Below are 25,983 nucleotides of genomic sequence, written 5' to 3' on the forward strand. Positions count from 1 at the left end.
CGCCAAATATTAAAAAAACTTTGCTGATATGAACAGAAGACCGTTGCTATTATTGATGTTAATCCTGCTTGAGTCGGTTTGCTTTGCACAAAAGAAATCCTCTTTCAATCCCGCCAATCGTCCTAAAAATCTTTCAGACTCTGCATTGCTTGGGCTGGTTCAAAAACAGACTTTCAATTATTTCTGGGACTTCGCTCATCCGGTGAGCGGTTTGGCAAGGGAACGCAGTAACGAATCTTTCGATTACGGGGGCGAAGTAGTTACTACCGGCGGTAGCGGTTTTGGTATTATGGCGATCATCGTGGCATCCGAGCGTGGTTGGATTACGCGTGAACAGGCTGCCGAACGCATGAACAAGATTGTAAAGTTTTTATGGAAAGCAGATGCTTTTCATGGTGTTTTTCCGCACTGGATGAATGGCGAAACCGGCAAAACAATCCGGTTCGGCAGAAAGGATGACGGAGCCGATATTGTTGAAAGCTCATTTTTGTTCCAGGGACTGCTATGTGCTCGTCAGTATTTTACAAAAGATAATGTAATGGAAAGGGAGATTCGTGACAGGGTAAACTGGATGTGGAATGAAATCGAATGGAACTGGTTTACAAAAGATGGTCAGGAAGTCCTTTACTGGCACTGGAGCCCAAATAACGGATGGGTAATGAATTTTCCGTTGAGAGGCTTTAATGAATGTTTGATCACTTATGTTTTGGCTGCATCTGCAGAACATTATCCTGTTACACCTGCCGTGTACCACCGTGGCTGGGCGCAAAGCGATTTCTTTAGAAATGGGAAAGAGTTTTATGGTATTAAACTGCCGCTGGGTTTTGATTACGGTGGGCCGTTGTTTTTCTCGCATTATTCTTTTTTAGGACTTGACCCGCGGGGATTGAAGGATCAGTATGCCGATTATTGGGAACAAAACAGGAACCATACCCTCATTAACCGCGAACATTGTGTTCGTAATCCTAACAAATTCAAGGGCTATGGAGCGAATTGCTGGGGTTTGACGGCAAGCGATACATATAACGGCTACAACGCGCATTCTCCCACAAATGATTTTGGAACGATTTCTCCGACAGCTGCATTGTCTGCATTTCCTTATACACCAGAATATTCCATGCAGGCGCTAAAGCATTTTTACTACGACCTGGGTGATAAGATTTGGGGTGAATACGGCTTTGTGGATGCTTTTAATGAAACACAGAACTGGTACGCAAGCTCCTACCTGGCCATCGACCAGGGACCAATTGTTGTAATGATAGAAAATTATCGAACAGGACTATTGTGGAATTTGTTTATGAGTTGTCCGGAGGTGAAGAACGGGTTGAAGAAGCTGGGATTTGAGAGAACAACGCGTTGATTGGCGACAGTTTAACCACAGAGGACACAGAGTTTTTTTCACAGATGACACAGAAGCTTACATTTGGCGTATTACCTAAACCCGTTTTATGAATGTAAACGATCTGACAGGAACAATAATTGGTGCTGCTTTTAAGGTTCATAGTGCACTTGGGCCCGGATTATTAGAAAGTTCCTACAAAGAATGTCTTTATTATGAAATAATGAAAACTGGACTTGGAGTTGAAAAAGAAAAAGGATTGCCACTAGTTTATGAATCAGTAAGATTGGATATTGGTTACCGGATTGATTTGCTTGTCGCCGGCCAGATAGTCGTTGAAATTAAAGCGGTTGAGAAATTGTGTGATATCCACCTTGCGCAGATCCTGACGTATCTTAAACTTTCCCGATGTAGAATAGGGTTACTGCTAAACTTCAATGAAGTAAGCATGAAAAACGGAATTAAAAGGGTTGTATTATAACAAAAAACAGGGTATACGGCCACTGTGTCACTCAGTGAAAAAACTCCGTGTCCTCTGTGGTAAAAAAATAATTATGAAGAAAATACTCATTTTATCTATCGCGTTAGTATTAAGCTACTCTTCATACTCCCAACAAAAAACCTATTGCAATCCCATCAATATCGATTACGGCTATTGCCCGATTCCCAATTTTACACAATGGGGCAAACATCGTGCAACTGCCGATCCGGTTATTGTTACCTATAAAGGCGATTACTATCTTTTCTCCACTAACCAATGGGGCTACTGGTGGAGCAGCGATATGCTGCACTGGAACTTTGTCTTCCGTCATTTTTTAACTCCCGAACTTACCAACAAGTATCCGGGACTATATGATGACCTGTGTGCACCTGGCGTGTGGGTTCAGGGCGACACTATGATGGTTTTCGGTTCAACATACACTTCTGAGTTTCCCATCTGGATGAGCACCGATCCCAAATCAAACAAATGGGAAAAAGCCGTTTCCAACTTTGAAATAGGCGGTTGGGATCCGGCCTTCTTTGTAGATGCCGACGGCAAATTATATATGTACAACGGTAGCAGCAATGTATATCCGTTATACGGGATTGAATTGGATCGTAAGACATTACAGCCTATCGGCACCCGCAAAGAAATGTTGTTGACAGACGATGCCCGTTATGGCTGGCACCGCTTTGGTGAATATCTTGATAATACATTCCTCAAAGGTTTTATGGAAGGTGCATGGATGACAAAGCACGACAATAAATATTATCTGCAATGGGGTGGACCAGCTACCGAATTCAGCCATTATGCCGATGGTGTAGCAGTAGGGAATTCGCCGCTTGGTCCTTTTGCACACGAGTCGTTACCGCTTAGCTACGAACCTGGTGGTTTTGCGCGCGGTGCGGGACACGGCGCCACATTTCAGGATAAATGGGATAACTACTGGCACGTTTCATCGATAGCCATTTCTGTCAAAAATAATTTTGAGCGCCGCCTGGGTATCTGGCCTGCAGGCTTTGATAAAGATGGAACCATGTATTGTAATACAGCCTGGGGCGACTATCCGCATTATCTTCCTTCCGGTAAGGCTGATCACTTGCAAAGCCAATTCACCGGCTGGATGTTGTTGAATTATGATAAACCGGTTCAGGTGTCATCTACACTCGGTGGCTTTCACGCCAATCATGCTGTTGATGAAAACATCAAAACTTACTGGAGTGCAAAAACTGGCGATAAAGGAGAGTGGATCCAAACTGATCTTGGGGAAGTTAGCACTGTTAATGCAGTTCAAATAAATTATGCTGATCAGGATGCAGAATTCCTGGGAAAGCAACAAGGGATTTATCACCAATACATTTTAAGGTATTCAACTGATGGTAAAAACTGGAAGGTGTTGGCTGATAAAAGTCAAAATAAAACAGACATTCCGCATGACTATGTTGAGCTGGAAAAACCTGTTCAGGCTCGTTATATAAAGCTTGAAAACATTCACATGCCAACGGGAAAATTTGCCATCTCCGGCCTGCGTGTGTTCGGCCTTGGTGTAGGAGAAAAGCCTGATGCAGTAAAGCAATTTATTGTATTGAGAACTGAAGCAGATAAGCGCAGTGCGTGGTTGAAATGGGAGCCGGTTGATAATGCCTACGCATACAACATTTATGTCGGCACCGCCCCTGACAAACTGTACAACTGTATCATGGTGCACGATGCCAACGATTATTTCTACAAAGCAATGGATAAAGAGAAGCCATATTATTTCGCCATAGAAGCAATTAACGAAAACGGTGTTTCGGTACAAACAACAGCAAAAGCGGAATAATCGCCACTAAGACGCAAAGGCGCAAAGGTGCACAAAGGAGGAAGCTTAAAGCTCAAAGCCTAAGGCTTAAAACTAAATACTCGTGTGTGGTGAGTAAATCGAACTCTGTGTTTCGGTGCCTCCGTGGCAATTTAAAACTTTGTGCTTCTTTGGGTTTTTGTGTCTTTGTGGCCCCTAAAACTTTGTGTTCCTTTTTGTCTTAGCGCCTTTGTGGCAAAAACTAAAATTATGATCATGAATAAAAAAGCAGGATGGTTGTTGCTTGCTGCAACAATTGCGGCAACGCCCTCTTTTTCCCAGGTTAAAGAGAAAGTGAGCAAAGTCGACGTCGTTGTCAACAAGTCCACGATGGATGTCTTCGTCGATAACCTGATAAAGCATATGACGATTGAGGAGAAAATTGGTCAGTTAAATCTTGTCACGCCCGGCGGAGCAGTGACCGGTTCTGTTGTGAGCGGTGATGTAGATAACAAGATCAAGCGTGGCGAAGTAGGAGGCTTGTTCGGGATCACTGGCGCAGAAAAAATCCGCAAGGCCCAGGAGATTGCCGTCAACAATTCAAGGCTTAAAATTCCGCTGATCTTTGGACTGGATGTCATTCATGGCCATAGAACAATATTTCCTATTCCGTTGGGTATTTCCTGTTCCTGGGATATGCCGATGATTGAAAAGAGTGCGCAGATAGCTGCAAAGGAAGCGACTGCCGATGGGCTGGCATGGGTGTTTTCACCAATGGTTGATATTTGTCGCGATCCACGTTGGGGGCGCATTTCTGAAGGTTCAGGTGAAGATCCTTATCTCGGGTCGCAAATTGCCAGGGCAATGGTCAAAGGCTACCAGGGAAATGATCTTGCAGCGAAGAATACAGTAATTGCCTGCGTTAAGCACTATGCGTTATATGGTGCAGCTGAAGGCGGACGTGACTATAATACAGTGGATATGAGTCGCATTCAAATGTTCCAGGATTATATGCCTCCGTATAAAGCTGCAGTCGATGCCGGTGTTGGCAGTGTAATGAGTTCTTTTAATGTTATTGATGGCGTTCCCGCAACCGTAAACAAGTGGTTGCTGACAGACCTGTTACGTAAAGATTGGAAATTTAAAGGCCTTGTTGTTACGGACTACACTGCTGTTAATGAAACCATTGATCATGGAATGGGAAATCTGCAGGAAGTATCTGCACTGTCTTTAAAAGCCGGCGTTGATATGGATATGGTCGGCGAAGGATTTTTGACCACACTAAAAAAATCACTGAACGAGGGAAAGGTTACGGTTAAGCAGATTGAAGATGCATGCCGAAGAGTATTAGAAGCAAAATTTAAACTTGGATTGTTTGAGGATCCATATCGTTATTGCGATCCCAGTCGTGCAGGAGATATCTTTAATGCTGATAATCGTGCTGCCGCGAGGGATTTTGCAACCCGTTCTGCAGTATTGTTGAAAAACGGCAATAACGTTCTTCCCCTGAAGAAGTCAGGCACAATTGCACTTGTTGGTCCTTTAGCAGATAATCATTTAAACATGCTCGGCACATGGAGTGTTTCCGGTGATTTTGTGAACAATGTAAGTGTGTTGCAAGGAATGCAAAATGTAGGTGGAAGCAATGTAAATATCATTCATGCAAAAGGTGCAAATATTTCTGATGATACAGCTTTTGCAAAAAGGGTGAATGCATTCATGAATGAGATTGATATTGATAAACGTTCAGCGCAGGAGATGTTGGATGAAGCGGTGACAGCAGCCCAAAAGGCGGATGTTGTTGTCGCTGTGTTGGGTGAATCCGCAAACATGTCAGGAGAGTCGTCCAGCTTATCTAATATTGACCTTCAGCCGAGTCAAAAAAGATTGTTGGATGCATTGAAGAAAACAGGCAAACCTGTGGTAATCGTTTTGATGAATGGCCGCCCGATGACCATATCCGAAGAAAATGCAAAAGCAGATGCTATTCTGGATGTTTGGTTTAGCGGAACCGAAGCAGGAAATGCGATTGCAGATTTGTTATTTGGAGATCGCGTGCCTTCAGGCAAACTGACCGCATCTTTTCCCGTGAATGTAGGCCAGATTCCAGTTTATTACAACCATAAAAATACTGGCCGTCCTTATGTTAAAGGCGGTCCGGCAAAGTTCAAATCAAATTATCTCGATATTCCCAACGAGCCATTGTTCGAATTTGGCTACGGATTGAGTTATACTACGTTCAATTATAGCCCGGTAAAATTATCATCAACAAGCATGACAAAGACAGGTAATATTACAGCTTCTGTTACTGTGACAAATAGCGGTAATTACGACGGTGAAGAAGTTGTTCAGTTGTATATCCGTGATATGGTTGGATCAGTAAGCCGTCCGGTTAAAGAATTGAAAGGATTCCAAAAAATATTATTGAAGAAAGGCGAAAACAAAGAAGTGACCTTTACGATCAATGAAGAGATGCTGAAATTTTTCAATTCAGATCTTAAATACGTATCAGAGCCTGGTGATTTTAAGGTATTTATTGGCCCGAGTTCGGCAACGACGAATGAAGCGGGTTTTATTTTAAAATGACGGTCGGCGTCTGAATGATGACCTGGGATGTTTTTGGTGTGGTATTTTTTCGCTAACGCCCTTTCAGGGCTTGATTGACGATGTTCATCTTTTCATAGGGCGTTGCCCTATGCTAATGCTTCAAGGCCTTCAGCCTTGTGCGTAGAGGGTGTTGTCTTGCCATGAATATGGTCGTGCATATAACATGCGGTCAGTCTTCCAAGATGCTCATTCTTATTAAAATAAACATAAACGATTTGCGTTCGCAAGCCCTGAAAGGGCGTTGGCAATAGCCCAGGGCAACACCCTGGGTTCAATGATCAAAATGTAACTAAGCCCTGAAAGGGCGAAAGCCAGGGCCAAAAAATAATCCGACCTTTGCATTAACTAAACTCTTAAAACATGTCACAATCCTTATCCAAAGTTTATATCCATCTAACTTTTAGCACAAAAAAACGTGCTCCAATTATCGACGATAACATAAAAGATTCTTTGTGGGAATATGTCGGTGGCATTTGTAAAGGAATTGGATGCGATCCGGTACAGGTCGGCGGATACACTGACCATGTGCACATTCTATGCGCGTTATCAAAAAAGATTACCGTTTCACAAATGATTGAAGACATCAAAAAACAATCTTCAAAATGGATCAAAACAAAAGATCCAAAATATAAGGACTTCTATTGGCAAAATGGCTACGGCGCATTCTCTGTAAATCCTTCTGAAATTGAAATCGTAACCACCTACATAAAAAATCAGGAGCAGCATCACAAGGTTTATCGGTATCAGGAAGAATTAATCGCCTTTTTAAAAAAATATCACATTGAATACGACGAACGATACTTATGGGATTAGTCTCGCGGATTCTATTACGATTCAAGAACATATTGTCATAACAAAAAGGCCGCAGATCACTCCGCGGCCTTGCATGCATTTATACAAATATTACATAACACTTGTAAATCCACTAAAGATCATCGTATTCGTACAATGGATCTATATGAGTGCCTGCTTCCATTTCGAAAACAGGTTTAATAATTCCATCTTTCAAACCATACACCCAACCATGCAGGTGCGGCTTTTGAGTGTGTTTCCATGCACGTTGAATGATGGACGTTTTTGCCAGGTGCATTACCTGTTCCCTAACGTTGAGTTCAACCAGTCTGTTTGAACGCTCTTCCTGACTTTCTATTGCATCCAGTTCTTCCCTGTGCAATCTGTATACATCCTTGATATTTCTGATCCACATATTCAATACCTGCTTGTAATCGTGGTTGCCCATAGAAGCATTTACACCGCCGCAGCCATAGTGGCCGCAAACAATAATATGCTTTACTTTCAGGTGCACTACTGCATATTCCAATACGCTCAACAGGTTTACATCAGTATGTATCACCATGTTGGCAATATTACGGTGTACAAATATTTCACCCGGCTGTGTTCCTGTTATTTCATTTGCAGGAACACGGCTGTCGCTACAGCCTATCCACAAAAACTCTGGCGTTTGAATGTGGGCCAGTCTGTCAAAATACATTGGGTCGTCCTGGATTTTTTCTTGTGCCCAGGCCTTATTCTCTAATAGTAACTTTTCGTATGATTGCATAATATTATTCTTCGATTAATTGAAATTGCTTTTTTATTACCAGTTGATGCATCGGTTTAAGCATACTCTTTTTTAGTTCAACGCGAATGTTCTTTAAATGGGCGTGGGTTAAAAAGTCATTCACTACTTCAATAACGTCCTTGTCGATAAAGTCTGCCCTGGAAATGTCAATCAGTATAAAACTATTTTCCGGCACCTCTTCCAGTCTTCTTTTTAAAATAGCCTTGTTTAAAAAGGATACGTCTTTGCGTAAGCGGATAAGGTATTTATTCGCATCGCTCACTATCAATACTGCCGATTTAAAATTGCTCCTTAAAATGAAAACGAGGCCAACAAGAATGCCTATGATAATTCCTATTAAAAGGTCTGTAAAGATAATAGCTAAAACCGTAACAATGAAAGGGATAAATTGATCGAGCCCTTTTTTGTACATGGAGGTAAAAAGCGACGGTTTAGCGAGTTTATAACCGGTATAGATCAATACTGCTGCCAGTGCTGATAGCGGAATCAGGTTTAAAAGTGACGGAATAAACATCGCACAGATCAGTAACATGAAACCATGCAGTATGGCAGACATTTTTGATCTCGCACCAGCATTCACGTTCGCTGAAGTTCTTACAATTACAGAGGTAACCGGCAAACCGCCTACCATTCCGGAAACGATGTTACCTATACCCTGAGCTTTCAACTCCCTGTTAGTTGGCGTTACTCGTTGGTAAGGATCCAGTTCGTCCGCGGCTTCAATGTTTAAAAGCGTTTCAAGGCTCGCCACAATAGCCAGCGTAATGGCTGTGGTCCACACAACAGGATTAGACAGGTGTTCCAGCTTCGGAAAGATGAAAAAAGAGAAAAAGCCGGACACATCTTCTGCAACCGGTATGTTCACAAGCTGGTCTTTCTGCAGGCTAAGTGCAGGAAAAGCAGAAAGGCACCATTGGTGAATAGCCGTAGCTACCAGTACAACTATCAATGGTGCCGGTATCAGTTTGAAGAACGACGCTTTTTTTACCAGCACTTTATCCCAAACAATCTGAATGAGGATGGATATAATACCAATTATAACTGCCAGCTTCGTAATCTTACTAAAGGCACCGAATAAGCCGGAAAACGTGTTTTTGTGATCCGCTTGGGCAAATGTTTCGTCGCCCTCAAAATCAGCATCGTATCCAACAAGATGGGGTATTTGCTTCATGATCAGGATGAGGCCGATAGCCGTGAGCATTCCTTTAATAACGCTTGACGGAACAAAGTCGCCCAGGAAACCTGCTTTAAAGGAGCCCAAAAGAAACTGAAGTACACCAGCAATAATAACTGCCAGCAAAAAGGCTTCAAACGCAGGCATACGGGCTATTGCAACGGCTACAATTGCTGTTAAGCCAGCAGCCGGACCGCTAACACTCACATTAGATCCGCTGAGGGAACCAACAACAATACCACCGGCAATACCGGCAATAATTCCTGAGAAAAGAGGTGCACCGGAAGCCAGTGCTATACCGAGGCATAGAGGTAGTGCAACAAGAAACACTACCAGGGAAGCAGGCAAGTCAGCGCCTGCATTCCTAATAAAATTTTTCATTATTGAAGATGTTATGTAGTAAGTAATAAATGCACGCGAAACATGGTCTGCACAATGCAGGCCTGCATTCTTTGAGAATGATATTTACTACATGAAGTTGGGAGGAGGAGTCTGAATATCGCCGTTATGATTGTCGGGGATGGACGATGCAAAATCAATGTGATGATTTTTTGACAACAGCGATACAATGATATGACCATTTAAATAGTCATTGCCTGCAGGCTCGAATTTTAAGTCGACTGCTTTTTCTACGCCGAATGAATGGGGTAACTCTTCTGTGATCTGGTTACTGCTCAGCAGCGATCCCACCTGTCTTACAGGAAGTATCTGTATGCTAAGCACCAGAAGACACAATATTGCGATTACCTTTTTCATCATTTGTACTGCAAGATAAATAACTGAGCGTCAAAATAAAAACCGCTCAAAACATATTTAACGTTTTAGGTGGTAAGTTATACGTTGTACGTTGATTGGTAAGCGTTTGAGAGGCTTATCCATACTATTTTTCCAGATTAAATTATTCTTAATACAATCTTTCTTCTTCTTCCTGTCTTATTCTTATACTAAGAGCCCCTTCAGATCTTCGCCCAAGAAAAACGTACAACGTATACCTTATTACTTACAACTTATATATTGAGTCCGCCGCAAGCGCTTAGCACCTGGCCTGTAATATAAGTGCTCATGCTACTTGCAAGAAACACAGTAGCATCTGCAATCTCACTGGCGCTACCAAATCTGCCCAGCGGAATTTTTTTCAGAAAGTCTTCCGCACCGCTTCCTTCTTTTAAATAATGCGTCATGTCTGTTTCAATAAATCCCGGAGCAATGGCGTTACAACGAATGTTGCGGCTGCCTAATTCTTTTGCAACGGATTTAGTGAAACCGATAATGCCAGCCTTGCTTGCTGCATAACTTGCCTGGCCTGCGTTTCCGCTTACACCAACAATGGAGCTCATGTTGATAATGCTTCCGGCCTTAGCTTTCATCATTGGGCGGATAACCTGTTTGGTCATGTTGAAAACACTTTTCAGATTGGTGGTCATTACATCGTCCCATTGTTCTGCAGTAAGGCGGAGTAAAAGATTGTCTTTGCTGATACCTGCATTGTTAACACAAATGTCAACGGTTCCGAATTCTTTTACCACATCATTTACAAATGTCTCGCATTGTGCAAAGTCACCTGCGTTACTTTTATATGCTTTTGCTTTTACACCAAGTGCCTGCAACTGTGCTTCCAAAGCGGCTGCTTTTTCTGCACTGCTGTCGCTTACATAAGTAAAAGCAACGTTTGCTCCATGTTCTGCAAATTTCAGGGCAATGGCAGCGCCAATACCTCTTGCGGCGCCTGTAACAATGGCCACTTTTCCTTCCAGTAATTTCATTCCGTTATTTTTTGTTGGTTAATGATTTGGTGTTATTAATTGCTAAAGGAGGAAAAACATTGAATTGTATTGCCCTGCACAGCAGTTAATAAGTGAGCAAATGTAAAGTAATAGGAGAAAAAATTAGCATGTACTTATTTTAATGCGTCAGCGCCAGTATTTCGTCAATATACTTGCGGTCGTTACTTAAGCGGGGGATTTTGTGTTGTCCGCCAAGTTTGCCTTTATTTTTCAGCCATTGCATAAATACATCTTTCTTAAGGGAATGAAGCAAAGGCATGCGGAGTGCAATGTCTTTATGTCTTTTGGCTTCGTAATCGCTGTTGATGCTTTTTAATGCGCAATCCAGCTCGTAAGCAAACTGGTTAAGGCTTTCGGGTTCTTTGTCAAACTCTATCAGCCATTCGTGGGCGCCATTATTTTCATCCGAGAAATAAACAGGAGCTGCTGTATAGTCATTAACAAGTGCACCGGTTTTCTGGCAGGCGATTGCAATTGCTTTGTCGGAATTGTCTACGATCAATTCTTCGCCAAAAGCATTAATGAAGTGTTTTACCCTGCCGCTAACCTTTATTTTAAAAGGAAACAAAGAGGTGAATTGAACAGTATCTCCCAATAAATAACGCCACAATCCGCCGTTTGTAGAAATTACCAATGCATAATTCTTTCCGATTTCAACATCCTGTAAGCCGATTGTTATAGGATCAGGTTTGCCATACTCTTCAATTGGCATGAATTCGTAAAAAATGCCATGTTCAAGAAACAGCAACATACCTTCTTCGTCGGGGTTGTTCTGCGCAGCAAAAAAACCTTCGCTGGCATTGTACATTTCCAGGTAATTGACACCCTGGCCTATAAATTTTTTGAATTGGTCCCTGTATGGTGTAAAGGAAACTCCGCCATGAATATATAACTCAAGATTTGGCCAGACTTCCTTAAGGCAGGATTTGCCGGTTATTTCAAGTATTCGTTTAATAAGCACAAGTGTCCAGGTAGGTACACCCGAAATAGATGTAACGTTTTCAAGAATAGTGGATTGTGCAAGACTTTCAATCTTGGTTTCCCATTCATCCATTAATGCGATGGAAAGCTCAGGCGTTTTTATCCACTGGCTCCAGAAAGGGGCATTTTGCAGGAGGACAGCACTAAGGTCACCATAATGCGTTTCTTCATTCACCTGGCTTACCTGGTGGCTGCCGCCAATTACCAATCCCTTTCCGGTTAGCAGGTCACTTTCCGGGTTAAAATTGTAGTATAAAGTAAGAACGTCTTTAGCGCCCTGGTAGTGGCAATCTTCCAGGCTTTCTTCTGTAACGGGAATGAATTTACTTTTTTCGCTGGTAGTGCCACTGCTTTTGGCAAACCAGTTAACAGGGGTGTTCCACAAAAGATTCTGTTCGCCATCCATCAATCTTTGTACGTAAGGTTTTAGATCCTCATACTCCTGGATGGGAACGTTTTTTTTAAAAGCGCGGATATTAAAAGTATCGCTGAAATTGTATTTTCTTCCGAATTCAGTATGCTGACCATGGGTTACAAGATCCTGCAGCACGATACGCTGAGCCGCAATGGGATCATTTTTCCATTGTTCAATGCTCCAATAGCGAAAGCGAGCCAATCGTGATATTGCGGGAGAAAGTATTTTCATGCTGACAGTTGGCAAAATAAGAAATGCTGCCCATATATGAGCAAGATATCCGTTTATCTTTTATGTCTGTAAGCAGAATTTATGCTTATTCTGACTATAGAAAAAATGCCTGGCCTGAATCTTTGGCTGATTGCTTTATTCAGCTTTGCTGCTGTCTTTGGCGAGATGTGCAACGCTGTCGTTTTTACCCATCTCAATGATCCAGTCTTTGCGCCTTAGCTCAAAGTTTGTTCCAAGGTATAAGCGGCGAACCTGTTCATTAGCAGCAAGTTCTTCCGCAGTTCCGTGTTTAAATATTTTACCATCTATGAGCAGATATGCTCTGTCGCAAATAGATAATGTTTCGTTTACGTTATGGTCGGTGATTAATATACCGATGTTTTTATATTTCAATCTGGCGACAACGCTTTGAATGTCCTCAACCGCGATGGGGTCAACACCTGCAAAAGGCTCATCCAATAGTATGAATTTGGGGTCCACAGCAAGTGCCCTGGCTATCTCGGTTCTCCTTCTTTCCCCTCCACTCAGGCTGTCGCCATTGTTTTTGCGTACATGATGCAGGTGAAATTCATCCAGTAACGATTCAAGCTTGTCTTTTCTTTCCTGCCGGGTTAAATTGGTCATTTCAAGCACTGCCATAATATTGTCTTCCACACTCAGTTTCCTGAATACACTGGCTTCCTGTGGCAAATAACCGATACCCATTTGAGCGCGCTTGTACATGGGCAGTTTGGTGATGTCTATCTCATCAAGAAAAACTTCACCTTCATCGGGCTTTATTAAGCCAACAACCATATAGAAGGTGGTAGTTTTACCGGCTCCGTTAGGACCCAGCAAACCCACAATCTCTCCCTGCTTTACGTTCACTGATACATTGTTAACTACAGTTCTGCTGCTATAGGTCTTGACCAGATTCTTTGTATGTATAGTTAAACTCACTCGTGGATGTAATTTGGACAAAAATAAATGAAGTGTTTGAATAAGGTTGCCAATAAAGGTATATAAAGGTACTTAGCCTGGTTCTGATATCAATATTTGTATTTTGGTTAACGAATTAACTATTGACTTTCAGCTATATGCATTGATTGGTCCAATCATCAATCAGATTTTACTTTATTAGATATGTAGATAAAAGCGTTGGCTAATGTATATTGCAACAATTTTATAGAAAGAGATGAAAGTTACAGATCACATTGCGCAGGCAAAAGACACATTGGTTTCGTTTGAGATTTTGCCCCCTCTGAAAGGTAAAAGTATTGCATCGATTTATGACCACCTGGATCCATTGATGGAGTTTAAACCTTCCTGGATAAATGTTACCTATCATAGAACAGAAACAATGTTCAAAAAGAAGGCAGACGGAAGTTTTGAAAAAGTGGAGGTGCGTAAAAGACCCGGTACTGTTGGTATTTGTGCTGCCATAATGAACCATTATCATGTTGATGCTGTGCCACATATCATCTGCGGCGGCTTTACGCGACGTGAAACAGAAGATGCCCTGATAGATCTTAATTTCCTTGGCATAGATAACGTGCTGGTGCTGCGTGGAGATGCTGCAAAAAATGAAACTTTTTTTGAGCCGGAAGCAGGCGGGCACCGCTACGCCATTGATCTGCTCAAACAAGTGTCTAATTTAAATAACGGAATTTATATTGATGAAGACATTCTGAACGGAGGAAAAACAAAGTTTTGTATTGGTGTGGCCGGTTATCCTGAAAAACACTTTGAAGCACCCAATCTTCAGACGGATTTGCAACGTTTGAAGGAAAAGGTTGATGCTGGTGCTGAATATGTAATGACCCAAATGTTCTTCGATAACAAGAAGTATTTTGCTTTTGTGGAAGCTTGCAAGCAGGCTGGTATTAACGTGCCGATCATCCCGGGATTAAAACCCATCAGCAACAAAAAACAATTGTCTGTACTGCCAAGGATTTTCCAGGTGGAATTGCCGACTGAACTCTCCAATGAAATTCTTAAATGTAAGACCGATGCGGATTGTGAGCAGGTTGGTACCGAATGGCTGATTCAACAGAGTAAAGAATTAAAGGCGTTCGGTGTGCCTGTATTACATTACTATACACTAGGTAAGCCTCAGATCATCAGAAATGTAGTGAAAGAGTTGGTATAAGCTGAAATTATAAAAATTGAGAACGAACCCGGAGCAACGCTTCGGGTTTTTTGTTGCACCACATTGAGATTTGCTTAAATTTTTTATACGCTTACCAAAGACTAGCAAATTTTAAAAGTGTGTTGTAACTTTCTTAAGGCTTTAATCTGTAACCTATACACATATTCGATATTCCGGCTTGGACTGAACTGCTGCAACCTTTCGTCGTTACCTTGATTTTTCACAATTAAAATACAACAAACATGGCCCACTTTTTACTGCAGGGTTCCTATTCACCCGAAGCATGGAAAGCATTGGTAAACAAGCCCGAAAACAGAATTGAAGTTGTCCGTCCTGTCATTGAAAGCCTCGGTGGCAAAGTTGAGTCTGGTTATTTTTGTTTCGGGGAATATGATGTTTTTCTGGTTGTTGAATTGCCAGACAATGTAAGCGCCGCTGCGTTTTCGGTTGCAATAGCCGCGGGCGGTGCATTTAAAACACAAAAGACGACGATACTTATAACTTCGGAAGAAGCTGTAGATGCTATGAAAAAGGGGGCGGGCCTTTCGGGATATCGCGCGCCGGGGAAATAAGACCGTAAGACAGTAAGATCGTAAGATCGTAAGACGTGTAAGACGTGTAAGACAAAGAATACCGGGTGTGTAAAATAACGATTGGGTAAGGCTTGATTAAGTCTTATGGAAAGATTTTGTTCCCTTCTGGAGCGAGTGTTCCACAGGATCACGTGTCGATTAATTTTTGCCCGATTGTGTCGGGAACTTAGAGACAAATGCTTGTTTTGGGGCTGCTCTTCTGTAAAGTCCGGATACAGTTCGGCTGAATTACCAAGCACTGACTTATGCTGCACTTGCGGTTAACGAAATGGGCTATCGCAAAAAGTAACTGACGAGTTAAAGTGTGTTTCTCTTTGTCGGACGAGTGAATTTGGCAATCATTTATTTATCCTTTTGGCTTTGTGCTAGTGCATATTCCGATTCCAATTCAGCAATGGGTTTAATGGACTCACAGGCTGCAATGAATGGATCCTTTTCATTTTCCGATGCAAATTCTTTAGCCTTGTCCCGGTGTTCATTTACTTTGGCGACAATCTTTTGTTTGTCGGAGTCTCCGGCACCCCAAGCACAATAGCGTAGAAATTCCCTCATGTAATTATGATATTCTGCAAATTCATTTTGTCCTTTGGACAGTTCTAGTTCACTAAACCCTAATTTTTGATTAACCAAAGACTGGAAAGCGATATGCTCGTCTGAATAAAAAGCGGAAGATACACTCGGCGATGTTTGTTCATATTGTTTTCCGCCCCATTCCCATGCGTCCCAGGTTGTATAGCGATAATTCCCTGTTTTTTCTTTAGTTTTTTCCTGCTGTTCTACGTGATCCATTTCGTGTATAAGATCAATCAATGGGCAATCAGGATTATAATAAACAATTTTCTCTACCTGATCACCGGGAATGACCTGATCGTTGGTTTTCTCGTTAAGCATGTACGCAGGAACATCATAGTTTGGTTCTTTGCCTTCCTCTTTTTCAGGATCTGACCAGTAATGGCGTATCACTTCCGTGTAACAATGGTCGCGATCTTCTGTTTTCCTCAGTTGCCAACCGAGTGTGCCCAGTTTCACTTTTATTGCATTGAATGATGCAAGAGCTTCAGCTGGTATATCAGGCTTAGTTTTATCTTCTACATCCTCCTCGACGTCCGATGAATTTTCCAATGAGAAGGACTGTAGATTTTTTTTAAAGTTTTCACCGGTCATATCCCCGATTTTTGTTTCCCCTTCTTTAAATGTCAGCCGTTGTATAATACCGTTGCCCTTTTCAGTGCCCGGAACAGCGGAAATATTCTCCAGGGTTTGAATGATTTTCAATTGCGTGGGAATATCGTGGGGTTGAGCATTATCGTTGCCTTGCAATTCCTTTAGTTTGATATGTTGAAAAGCAGGTATCGCACTGGTTGAAATCCCGCCTGACGGAGAATGATTGGCTGCTGACCTTGATGTAGGGTTGGAATGAGTAACATTATGTGTGCTTTCATGCATGTACTAAAACGTTGCATTGTTAAGAATGGAACTTAAATATAATTAATGTTTTTTGGCTTGTAAACTTTGTTTGAGCTAATACCATTACTCTTCTACCCGTGTGTTTGGGAAGATCATATGCCGCCGATTTTGCTTTAATTGTATGAGTGAAAGGCAATCGTAAACTTCCTGGTGCAGCAGGTCCTTGGGGGCCGGGCAGCAGTTACGAAAAGGTTAAAGTAGACGTTGCTAATCTTAATTTAATCTCCGCTTATTGCGTAAACTGATGCATGCTAATATATTAGCAGTAAGTCAATTTGTAAACATTTACATTAATTGTGATAATTCGTGTAATTATTTATTGATCAACAACCCGGGAGTAGTATTCTCTTGAAATAGATCCTTTTTATGAAAGATTACCAGAATTACAATATTTATATTGGAGCGATAATCCTGCTGGTTCTTTTCAGCTGCAAAAAAACAATATCAGTTCAATTAGAGTGGGGAACTATAGAAACTCCCAAAAACGTAGAGGCAGGACTGCCAATTACCTCAAAAGTTCAGCTTATGTATTCGACAACCTCTTATCCCATCAATTTTCAGGGCTTTCGAACAGTGGAAAAGTCAAAAAATCATTTTCTTATTGCAGCGCCTGCAACTATCATAACGCATGGAGCCGGTTCTGTGAACGCAATGGAATGGATAATGGACACCACGTACGTTTTATTAACAACCTCTTCTGGCCAATATATTCTTGATTTTGTTTTTAAAGGGAATGTAATGCAGTCGGACACCGTTGATGTAAGATGAACAGAAACTTCTTGTGTGTTTGTGAGTATCGAGACGAAACATTTCGGAGCCACAACAGCTGTAAATCCACGGAATTTTAGGATTGCCAAAAAACAAAAAAGCCTTGTAAATCAATTTACAAGGCTTTTTAAATTGCTGTAGGGGTAGGAGTCGAACCTACACGAGGCAGTTGGCTAAAGTACAAAGTCTGGTGGTCAACCCCGGTCGGCCGAACTCGAGAGTAGGTCGACTCTATGCTTAGTTTATCCTGTTGTCCTCACCCCCGAGACGAGAGGGCATGTCTGCCAAAATTTCATCACCCCACAGTATAAAAGAACTTTTTCCGTTTCTTTGAGAATGCAATATTAAAGAGATAAACTCACTTATTGCAAATATTTCAAAGATTTTTTTCTAAGTATTGAAATTATTTAATAAATTGGTGTTTTGGTTAGATTTTATTTAATTTTAAACAAAATAAACCCGTGAAATTTAATTTAGACAAACTTGACTTCCAGATTATCCAGGAAATGATGGAAAACGCAGAAATTTCCTACGCGGATCTCGGTAAAAAGCTATTTGTTTCAGGGGGCACAATCCATGTCCGCATTAAAAAGCTACAGGAGTTCGGTATTGTTAAAGGTACTAAACTCAATGTAGATTTAAAATCTTTAGGTTACGATGTTATAGCTTTCATCGGTATTTATCTCGAAAAAAGCTCTTTATATGATTCCGTTGCCAAAGAATTAAGAAAAATCCCGCAGATTGTTCGCCTTAACTACACAACAGGAAATTACAGCATGTTTGCTGAGATTGTTTGCAAAGACATTCAGCAGCTCCGCTTTGTTTTACACGATGAACTCCAGAAAATAAAAGGCATAGAGCGAACGGAGACCTTTATCTCGCTAGATGAAAGTTTTAGCCGGAATGTGTTGGTTAGCAGCGAGTGAGAGGATCAGGGTGGAAGGAATGAGGCTTGAGGCCTGAGGTATGAGGCAGAAGGAATAAGGTCTAATGCCTAACGTTGATGTATGAAGAGGAAGGTTTAAGGCATGAGCTATATGGTTTAACGAACGCCAGAAGTGTCCCGCACCGAAAATGCCGGACACTTTTTGTTATTATTCACATTCCATACCCGAAGCCTTCGTCTACCGCCTCAAGCCTTATACCTCAAGCCTCACGCCTCTCCCCCTTAACCATAACTTATCATTTTCTTCGCTCTTCCCATTTATTTAATGTGTAACTTCAAGCAAACCTTTAATTTTTATGCGTTGGAGAAAGTTTAACGGAGAAACCATCCATTTACCTATCAAAAATGCGGTAGAAGAGGCTATAAAAAGAGAGTATGCAAAGGGCGTTCGATTGAAAGTTTGCATAGGAACTGATAGCCAGGTAAAGGGTGAGGAAACAGAATTTGCCACGGTAATTGTTTTTTTGAGGGAGCACAATGGTGGATTTATGTACATCCACAATGAAAAAACAAGGCACAAGTACAACATCAAGGAACGTATGCTGGTTGAAGTTGCTAAAAGCATTGAAATTGCATACGAATTGTGCAACCTGTTTATTCAGTATGATATTGACATGGAAGTTCATGCTGATATCAACACAAATCCTCAGTTTAAAAGCAATGACGCTTTGCGTGAAGCCATGGGTTATATTCTTGGTATGGGCTTCGCGTTTAAAGCGAAACCGGAGGCCTTCGCCAGTAGTTGCTGCGCGGATAAAGTTTGCAACTAATTGAGCTCAACATCGCTCTGTGCACAATCTGTCCCGGCAGGTTGCATGATATCCTTTCCCCTATACTTTTTGAAATTGACACTCGGCCCTAAAAAAATACAACTCATCCCGGCAACATTTTACTGCTGTAAGATATCTATTAAGAAAGAATATCAACCATGTATAAACTGCTCCTTTTATCTCTTTTTGTCTTTTGTTTCGGCTCATGCAGCAAGGAGGATCATTCTCTGCCGTTAAATGAAATAAGCGGTACATGGAAATATGTGGGCGAAAGGGCAGGCAAGGCTAATGCTTATTTTATACAGAAAGATTCGGCTGACTACTATTTCCGTTTTGCGCCTGATACCTACCTGCGCCAGAGAGACGGCGCCCGTATTTGCGGCAGTTACTTTTATTCAAAAGGGACGCTGACTTTACGCATTGGCAAGTCAGACAGCAGTTTTCAGGCTCAGTTTCTCAATGATACACTTGTACTTAGATCCAATGATCATCCTGGAAATGGCTTCCAGTACTTCATCCAGTCGCTCAGGCAACTAAAAAACTGCAACTAAACTCATCTGCGATTTTAACCAGTGGTGTAAAATCAACATCATTTTCCCGGGGCTTGAATAATTTTGCGCCATAAAAAAAATTAAGCACTGCATAGGGGTAACTTTCTTTTGGACTGTTACTATTGAAAAGGATTTAAAGTGAATGCAGTTGCACTTGGTACATCTTGTCAAACATTTATTTTGGAGTATAGCGACAATGCACTTGTGCAATCTTTGATCAATGGCAATGAACAAGCCTTTGAACAGGTTTTTAAAGCCTATTTTAAAAATCTGCATGCCTATGCCTGCAATATTCTTAAAAACGATGCAACAAGCGAGGAAGTGGTTCAGAATGTATTCTTTAAACTTTGGAACAGCAAGAGCAATATTAATGTTCAATCTTCTCTCAGTGCCTATTTATACAGAGCCGTACACAATGAATGCATGAATCATATAAAACATGGAAATGTAAGAAAGGTCTACCAATTGCATGCCGCACATACCATGCAATCAGCAGGTAACGGGCATGCAGATCATAGTCATGCGAGAGCCGAGCTGCAACAAAAATTACAGGAAGCTTTGAATGATTTACCAGAACAGTGCAGAACTGTTTTTCAACTAAGCAGGTTTGAGGAGTTAAAGTACCGGGAAATTGCAAAAGTGTTGGGTATCTCGGTAAAAACGGTTGAAAACCAAATGGGTAAAGCGTTGCGGATACTCAGAACAAAACTGGCTGATTTTCTGCCATTGCTTATTTTTATTCACTGCCTATTTTAAACCTACGTTGATTGAAACATTTTTCGAACGATATGATTGATGATCTGCTGGTTAAATACCTTGCCGGAGAAATAACACCGGACGAGGAACAGGTATTGAATCAATGGATAAATGAAGGCGCAGAGAACAGGAAATATTATAACGATTTCAGGTTGATATGGGAAAAAAGCCTTGACCTGGCGGCTAAAAGTACGATGGACGAACATGAGGCGTGGAAACGGTTTCAGCAACGCATCAATCAGAAGCCCGGCGCGGCCATTGTTGAGCTCCCTCGTAAAAAGACTAAACGAAATACCTGGCTAAAAATTGCTGCTGCAATGTTTTTTGTAATTGCCGGATCTGCAATAACATATCTGTACATTTTTAAGCCAAAGCCAGTTGAGACACTGCAAATCGCGACTGTAAATGAAGTGATCAATGATACATTGCCAGATGCTTCCGTAGTGACACTGAATAAGCATTCAAAACTTTACTATCCGTCGAGGTTTAATAAAGACAACCGCTCTGTGACACTGGAAGGAGAGGCTTTCTTCAACATAACACCAAACAAGCAGTCACCTTTTTTGATTACGGTGAATGACATTACTGTAAAAGTGGTTGGCACTTCATTTAATATAAGAAGCTTTAATGGCAAGACAGAAGTTATCGTAGAAACTGGTGTAGTGCAGGTAATAAAGAACGGAAAGATAACTGAGCTGAGGCCCAAAGAGAAAATAGTAACCGATGCGCAAGATTCATCTTTTACAAAGCAACCTTTAACGGATGAACTGTACAACTACTACAGAAGCAAGAAATTTATTTGTGATAATACGTCGCTGGAACGTTTGGTTGAAATGCTGAACGAGGCTTACGGAGTACATATAATTATCGCAAAAGATGAACTGAAAAAACTTTCACTCACAACCACATTTGATAACGAAACCCTGGATCATATTATCGAAATAATCAGTGACACATTTAATATTTCGGTAGTTCATAAAGACGGCCAGATCATTCTTGAATAAAACAGGAAATTAAGATGGAACAATTTTTTTGCCGGTTAAAAAAACGGCTTGGGATAACTATTGGCATCATTGTTTGCATAGCATGTAGCGCTGTGGCGCAAAGCCAGCTGAATAAGCAAGTGTCATTTGAAGTGCACAATGAAAAGCTGGAAGATGTATTGGGCGTACTTAGCAATAAAGGCAACTTCTATTTTTCCTACAGCAGCAATATCATCAGAAAAGATAGCGTAGTAAGCCTTAAAGTAGTTAATAAGACTGTAAAGCAGGTGCTGGATGTTTTGCTCAAAGGATATGAGTACAAAGAAAACGGCAATTACATCATTATAAAAAAAGCTCCCGCGCGTGTCACAGTCGTAACCACACAGATTGTAGCGGATAAACAATATACCATTAGCGGATATATTATAAATGAAGAAACAGGAGAAAAGATAAGTGATGCCAGCATCTATGAAAAGCATCAACTGGCTTCGGCGTTAAGTGATGAAACAGGCTTCTTCAAACTGAAGTTAAAAAGCAAGTATCGGACTGCTGAAATAACCATCAGTAAAGAATTGTATGAAGACACTACAGTTAATCTAGCCTCTAAACAAAGCCAGCAGCTAACGATAGCCATCACACCAATAGAAGTGCCTGTAACAATCAGCCCGGAAGATTATTCCCTTCCGGATTCTGTAATTGTAAAAGTGAAAACTGACAGCACGGAGACTGAGTACACATTTGTAAAGCAGGATTCTGTTAAGGTTGAAAAGACTGTATTGGGGAAGTTTTTTCTTACATCCAAACAAAGGATTCAAAGTCTCAATTTAAAGAAGATCATTGCGGAACGCCCATTCCAGGTTTCGCTGACTCCCGGATTGAGTTCACATGGAAAGTTAAGTCCGCAGGTTGTAAATAACTTTTCGTTGAACGTATTGGGCGGTTATACAGGTGGAACAGAAGGTGTTGAAATAGGCGGTTTATTCAACATCAATAAGAAAGATGCACGATATGTTCAGGTGGCTGGTGTATTCAATATTGTAGGAGGGTCAGTGGCGGGAGTGCAGGTAGCAGGTATTCATAACCTTGTTTTGCATGATCAATCGGGTGTGCAAGTAGCTGGTATCAGCAATCTTGTGCACAGTGACGCGAGTGGTGTTCAGGTAGCTGGTATTTACAATCATGCGACCAATAGTGTTAAGGGTGTGCAGGTTGCAGGTATTGGTAATTTCACCAATTATACAAAAGGTGTTCAGACCGCAGGTATAGTTAACATTACACACGAAGATTTGAAAGGTGTTCAGATTGCAGGTGTATTTAACTATGCGAAATCGTTGAAGGGAGTGCAGATCGGCCTGATCAATTTTGCAGATACATCTGATGGGTATAGCATTGGTCTGATCAATTTTGTGAGAAGAGGGTATCATAAGATCGGGATATCTACAAACGAATTGATGCAATTGAACGTGGCATTCAAATCAGGCAACAGAAAACTGTATAGCATTTTGCTTGGCGGAATGAGCACCAATGCAAATGAAAAATTATATTCATTCGGATATGGTTTGGGAACGGAAATCGGGATTGGCAGAATGTTTTCAATTAATCCTGAGTTAACAACGCAATACCTGTACAAAGGTGCCTGGGACGAATACAATTCATTAAACAAACTTACGCTGAATGCGAATTTTAAGATTGGCAAGTATTTCTCCATCTATGCAGGTCCCGTGTTGAATATTTATTATGGAGATCAAAATGCTGCTTCAAGTGAATACAAATCTGTAACGCCGCCATCCGGCTATCATCAATTTGATTTCAAGAATGATCATCTAACCGGATGGGTTGGGTGGAATGCGGGAATACATATTTTTTAAGTGAGTCGCTTGTCTTCCGAAACTAACTTTCAACATTATTGAAGTGTGGGCTGTCATCGTCATTTCGAGCGAAAAGAAAGTTGATTGAGAATAGTGACTCTGACAGATACAAAACAGTTGCGGGAAATCGGCTGAAGGTCAGGTTATTGAATTTTGTGAGAAATTGATAGCGGTTAATGCCCTACGGGCAATGCTGGTCATCTTCATGGTTGATTCTATTGAGCTTAATCCCCTACGGGGAAAGAACAACATGCAAACTGTTTATCACTTAGGTCGTTGACAGCCGTTTGATTTTTGAAAGAGTTCCGATGCATATCGTCATTTCGAGCGGAAATAGGTTGATTGTGTTTAGTGAAATCGGTAGCTATAAAACCGTCGCGGGAAATCTTCCGAAAATTGAGCTGTTGAATTTTGTGAGAATCTGATAGCGCACAAGGTTAATGCCCTACGGGCAATGCTGTTCCCCTTATGGTGTGTCTCTATTGAGCTTAATCCCCTACGGGGAAAAGAACAACATGCAAACTGTTTGTTACGCAAGGCACTGGCAGTTGCTTGAATTCGGAAGCTTTCGATATCATCGTCATTTCGAGCGAAAAGAAAGTTGATTGTGAATAGTGACTCTGACAGATACAAAACAGTTGCGGGAAATCGGCTGAAGGTCAGGTTATTGAATTTTTTGAGAAATTGATAGCGGTTAATGCCCTACGGGCAATGCTGGCCATCTTCATGGTTGATTCTATTGAGCTTAATCCCCTACGGGGAAAAACAACATGTCGCTTTTCGCAACCGAATAGCGGCAAGAACTGTTGAATTAAATAACTACGTGAAAAAACTATTAAGCTTAATCCTCTGCGGGGAAAAGAGAAACCCGAAGGTTGTTTAATATCTAAGTAGGCAGCCTTACCCGAAGTAAACAATTCCATGCGGCGAAAATAAACCCGAAGATTATTGAGAACCTTGCAGGCCGGTCTTGCCCGTAGGGCATTAAGCTCAATAGAACTGTAGACGCATAAGTTCTTATTGTCCGTAGGACATTAACCATACATAAACCAGGAAAATTCACTGAAGCAATAGGGGGAACTCATCCCTCGATTGTCAATCATGCAAATATCAACCTGTTCTATTAAACACACCAAAAATGACGACGACTAAACAATCAGGGTCCGCGATAAAGAACTTCATCATCCAACCTTTATTTTACATAATAACGATAATTATACTTACTGCAACAAGCTGTACAAAAGATCGTGTAACCGGAAGTGGTAGTATTATCTCTCAAACCCGGAATGCCGATCCATTGCATGGCATCTCAGTAAGCGGAAATAACAAGGTAACTGTAACGTATGGTACAACTCAACAACTCACATTAACAGGCTATGAAAATTTGTTGCCTTACTTTGAAACTAATGTGCGCAATGGAATTCTTGAAGTTGGATATAAAAACAATACCCATATAAAAAACGACAACATAGAAATTGCTATAATGGTTCCGGCGTTTGATAAAGCAATGTTGAGTGGTTCCGGCGAACTTTCCGTAAATGGGTTTAACGGTAATTCTTTATCGCTCGATTTAAGCGGTTCCAATAATGTGTCTGTTGTTTCAAGTTATGCAAATGCCGATATATCAATGAGTGGTTCAGGAAACGTAAATGGTGCTGAGTTCAAAACAAAGAAAGCTACAACCCATATCAGCGGTTCAGGCACCATCGAACTAAGTTGTTCTGATAATCTCACAGCTCACATTTCCGGCTCGGGAAACATCTATTATTGGGGAAGTCCTTCGCTTGATGTCTCCGTTAGCGGAAGTGGTAAAGTAGTAAAGAAATAATTCTGCTCCTCGAAGTCAGGATTGCTTACAAATGGATTTTAAGTTATGCAAGTTTTTGACTTTTTACTTTTGACTTTGTTCTACTGTTCCACTTTCTTATTACAACTATCAATAAACGTAAGCACTTCCTCTCTTCCCGTTTTCTTTTCCGCACTGGTAATAAAACTTTGAGGAAGGAACTGCCATGTCTCCCGCATAGCATCTAAAAAATTCTTTACATGCCTTTCCAGTGCTTTTGGCTTTTCTTTATCGGCTTTCGTAAAAACCAACGTGAAAGGCACCTGCCATTCGCCCAGTTTATTTACAAATTCGAGATCGATGGCTTGTGGCTCATGGCGACTGTCTATCAGCACAAAAATATTTACAAGGTTGTCCCGTTTACGCAAATAATCTTCGATCATTTTTTCCCACTTATTCCTCTCGGACTGAGAGCGTTTGGCATAGCCATATCCTGGCAAATCAACCAGGTACCATTTGCTTTTTGTAGCGGCTTTAATGCTGGCTTTACTTTCAATATCGTAATGATTGATCAGTTGTGTTTTTCCCGGTGCGGCGGAGGTTTTTGCAAGCGTACTATTATTGCACAACATGTTTATCAGCGACGATTTGCCCACGTTACTTCTGCCTATAAAAGCATATTCGGGCCTGTCAGCCTTCGGGCATTTTTCAACCGAAGGGCTGGAAATAAGATAGTTCGCTTTTTTAATAACCATTACGTTCTACGTTGTAAGTTATAAGTTATACGTTGTACGTTTTTTACGTAGAACGTGTTTAAGAAACCCTGGCAGCAAAAGTAGTGTATTAGTTATACGTTGTACGTGATAAGTTTTACGTAGCCCGAACCTTCAAAAAAGAAACCCGGCATTTAACCGGGTTCTTTAAAAGAAATATTGCGAATGGACCAAAATGGTTCTTCCTTTTCAATTCGATGTCATTTAAGTCAAACAAGCA

Annotated in this window: 23 protein-coding genes; 15 read left to right on the top strand and 8 right to left on the bottom strand. The window is 41.2% G+C overall.

Going from position 1 to position 25,983, the window contains the following annotated elements:
- Window positions 1-28: 28 nt before the first annotated feature.
- The 5 genes from QTN47_RS23065 (at window position 29) to tnpA (ending at window position 7,020) form a co-directional block, all read left to right on the top strand.
- Entirely contained in the window at window positions 29-1,360 is a 1,332-nt protein-coding gene (locus QTN47_RS23065; protein ID WP_369331799.1) for a glucoamylase family protein, read from the top strand.
- An 88-nt stretch (window positions 1,361-1,448) separates the two neighbouring features.
- Window positions 1,449-1,820 (top strand): GxxExxY protein, encoded by a 372-nt coding sequence (locus QTN47_RS23070; RefSeq protein ID WP_369331800.1) that lies wholly within the window; start codon window positions 1,449-1,451, stop codon window positions 1,818-1,820.
- Between the two features lie 73 nt (window positions 1,821-1,893).
- Window positions 1,894-3,642: a discoidin domain-containing protein gene (locus tag QTN47_RS23075; protein ID WP_369331801.1), complete on the top strand. Its 1,749-nt coding sequence runs from the start codon at window positions 1,894-1,896 to the stop codon at window positions 3,640-3,642.
- 234 nt (window positions 3,643-3,876) lie between these two features.
- Complete coding sequence (bglX, locus tag QTN47_RS23080; protein ID WP_369331802.1) at window positions 3,877-6,186, top strand: beta-glucosidase BglX; 2,310 nt, start codon at window positions 3,877-3,879, stop codon at window positions 6,184-6,186.
- Between the two features lie 381 nt (window positions 6,187-6,567).
- A complete protein-coding gene (tnpA, locus tag QTN47_RS23085) occupies window positions 6,568-7,020 on the top strand; it encodes an IS200/IS605 family transposase (RefSeq protein ID WP_369331803.1) in 453 nt (150 codons plus the stop codon).
- Between the two features lie 112 nt (window positions 7,021-7,132).
- Here the strand turns inward: tnpA and QTN47_RS23090 are convergent, their stop codons facing one another.
- The 6 genes from QTN47_RS23090 to lptB all read right to left on the bottom strand — a co-directional run bounded on the left by QTN47_RS23090 (window position 7,133) and on the right by lptB (window position 13,313).
- Entirely contained in the window at window positions 7,133-7,768 is a 636-nt protein-coding gene (locus tag QTN47_RS23090; RefSeq protein WP_369331804.1) for a carbonic anhydrase, read from the bottom strand.
- A gap of 4 nt (window positions 7,769-7,772) precedes the next feature.
- Window positions 7,773-9,344 carry a SulP family inorganic anion transporter gene (locus QTN47_RS23095; protein ID WP_369331805.1) on the bottom strand — a complete coding sequence of 524 codons (1,572 nt, stop codon included), beginning with the start codon at window positions 9,342-9,344 and terminating at the stop codon, window positions 7,773-7,775.
- Window positions 9,345-9,431: 87 nt separating this feature from the next.
- A complete protein-coding gene (locus QTN47_RS23100) occupies window positions 9,432-9,722 on the bottom strand; it encodes a hypothetical protein (RefSeq protein WP_369331806.1) in 291 nt (96 codons plus the stop codon).
- Window positions 9,723-9,970: 248 nt separating this feature from the next.
- Window positions 9,971-10,726, bottom strand: a complete 756-nt coding sequence (gene fabG, locus QTN47_RS23105) for a 3-oxoacyl-[acyl-carrier-protein] reductase (protein WP_369331807.1) — start codon at window positions 10,724-10,726, stop codon at window positions 9,971-9,973.
- Between the two features lie 139 nt (window positions 10,727-10,865).
- Window positions 10,866-12,374 (bottom strand): GH3 auxin-responsive promoter family protein, encoded by a 1,509-nt coding sequence (locus QTN47_RS23110; RefSeq protein ID WP_369331808.1) that lies wholly within the window; start codon window positions 12,372-12,374, stop codon window positions 10,866-10,868.
- Between the two features lie 135 nt (window positions 12,375-12,509).
- Window positions 12,510-13,313, bottom strand: coding sequence for an LPS export ABC transporter ATP-binding protein (lptB, locus tag QTN47_RS23115; RefSeq protein ID WP_369331809.1), 804 nt, complete (start codon window positions 13,311-13,313; stop codon window positions 12,510-12,512).
- Window positions 13,314-13,548: 235 nt separating this feature from the next.
- On the opposite strand from lptB, the gene metF reads away from it, so the two are divergent.
- Window positions 13,549-14,502: a methylenetetrahydrofolate reductase [NAD(P)H] gene (gene metF / locus QTN47_RS23120; RefSeq protein WP_369331810.1), complete on the top strand. Its 954-nt coding sequence runs from the start codon at window positions 13,549-13,551 to the stop codon at window positions 14,500-14,502.
- Window positions 14,503-14,744: 242 nt separating this feature from the next.
- Window positions 14,745-15,074 (top strand): GYD domain-containing protein, encoded by a 330-nt coding sequence (locus QTN47_RS23125; RefSeq protein WP_369331811.1) that lies wholly within the window; start codon window positions 14,745-14,747, stop codon window positions 15,072-15,074.
- A 363-nt stretch (window positions 15,075-15,437) separates the two neighbouring features.
- Here the strand turns inward: QTN47_RS23125 and QTN47_RS23130 are convergent, their stop codons facing one another.
- Window positions 15,438-16,370 carry a hypothetical protein gene (locus tag QTN47_RS23130; protein WP_369331812.1) on the bottom strand — a complete coding sequence of 311 codons (933 nt, stop codon included), beginning with the start codon at window positions 16,368-16,370 and terminating at the stop codon, window positions 15,438-15,440.
- A 558-nt stretch (window positions 16,371-16,928) separates the two neighbouring features.
- Between QTN47_RS23130 and QTN47_RS23135 the strand changes: the two genes are divergently transcribed.
- The 8 genes from QTN47_RS23135 to QTN47_RS23170 all read left to right on the top strand — a co-directional run bounded on the left by QTN47_RS23135 (window position 16,929) and on the right by QTN47_RS23170 (window position 25,032).
- Window positions 16,929-17,330, top strand: a complete 402-nt coding sequence (locus tag QTN47_RS23135; protein ID WP_369331813.1) for a hypothetical protein — start codon at window positions 16,929-16,931, stop codon at window positions 17,328-17,330.
- Between the two features lie 461 nt (window positions 17,331-17,791).
- Window positions 17,792-18,256 carry an Lrp/AsnC ligand binding domain-containing protein gene (locus QTN47_RS23140; protein WP_369331814.1) on the top strand — a complete coding sequence of 155 codons (465 nt, stop codon included), beginning with the start codon at window positions 17,792-17,794 and terminating at the stop codon, window positions 18,254-18,256.
- Window positions 18,257-18,572: 316 nt separating this feature from the next.
- Window positions 18,573-19,046 carry a ribonuclease H-like YkuK family protein gene (locus QTN47_RS23145; RefSeq protein ID WP_369331815.1) on the top strand — a complete coding sequence of 158 codons (474 nt, stop codon included), beginning with the start codon at window positions 18,573-18,575 and terminating at the stop codon, window positions 19,044-19,046.
- 158 nt (window positions 19,047-19,204) lie between these two features.
- Window positions 19,205-19,597 carry a hypothetical protein gene (locus QTN47_RS23150; RefSeq protein ID WP_369331816.1) on the top strand — a complete coding sequence of 131 codons (393 nt, stop codon included), beginning with the start codon at window positions 19,205-19,207 and terminating at the stop codon, window positions 19,595-19,597.
- A gap of 138 nt (window positions 19,598-19,735) precedes the next feature.
- Complete coding sequence (locus QTN47_RS23155) at window positions 19,736-20,353, top strand: RNA polymerase sigma-70 factor (RefSeq protein ID WP_369331817.1); 618 nt, start codon at window positions 19,736-19,738, stop codon at window positions 20,351-20,353.
- 11 nt (window positions 20,354-20,364) lie between these two features.
- Complete coding sequence (locus QTN47_RS23160) at window positions 20,365-21,357, top strand: FecR domain-containing protein (protein WP_369331818.1); 993 nt, start codon at window positions 20,365-20,367, stop codon at window positions 21,355-21,357.
- Window positions 21,358-21,371: 14 nt separating this feature from the next.
- Entirely contained in the window at window positions 21,372-23,204 is a 1,833-nt protein-coding gene (locus QTN47_RS23165; protein WP_369331819.1) for an STN and carboxypeptidase regulatory-like domain-containing protein, read from the top strand.
- A gap of 1,138 nt (window positions 23,205-24,342) precedes the next feature.
- Entirely contained in the window at window positions 24,343-25,032 is a 690-nt protein-coding gene (locus tag QTN47_RS23170; RefSeq protein ID WP_369331820.1) for a GIN domain-containing protein, read from the top strand.
- 80 nt (window positions 25,033-25,112) lie between these two features.
- Here the strand turns inward: QTN47_RS23170 and yihA are convergent, their stop codons facing one another.
- Entirely contained in the window at window positions 25,113-25,745 is a 633-nt protein-coding gene (yihA, locus tag QTN47_RS23175; protein WP_369331821.1) for a ribosome biogenesis GTP-binding protein YihA/YsxC, read from the bottom strand.
- Window positions 25,746-25,983: the final 238 nt, after the last annotated feature.

This window comes from Danxiaibacter flavus (assembly GCF_041060425.1).
In the GTDB taxonomy this organism is placed as follows: Bacteria; Bacteroidota; Bacteroidia; order Chitinophagales; family Chitinophagaceae; genus Danxiaibacter; species Danxiaibacter flavus.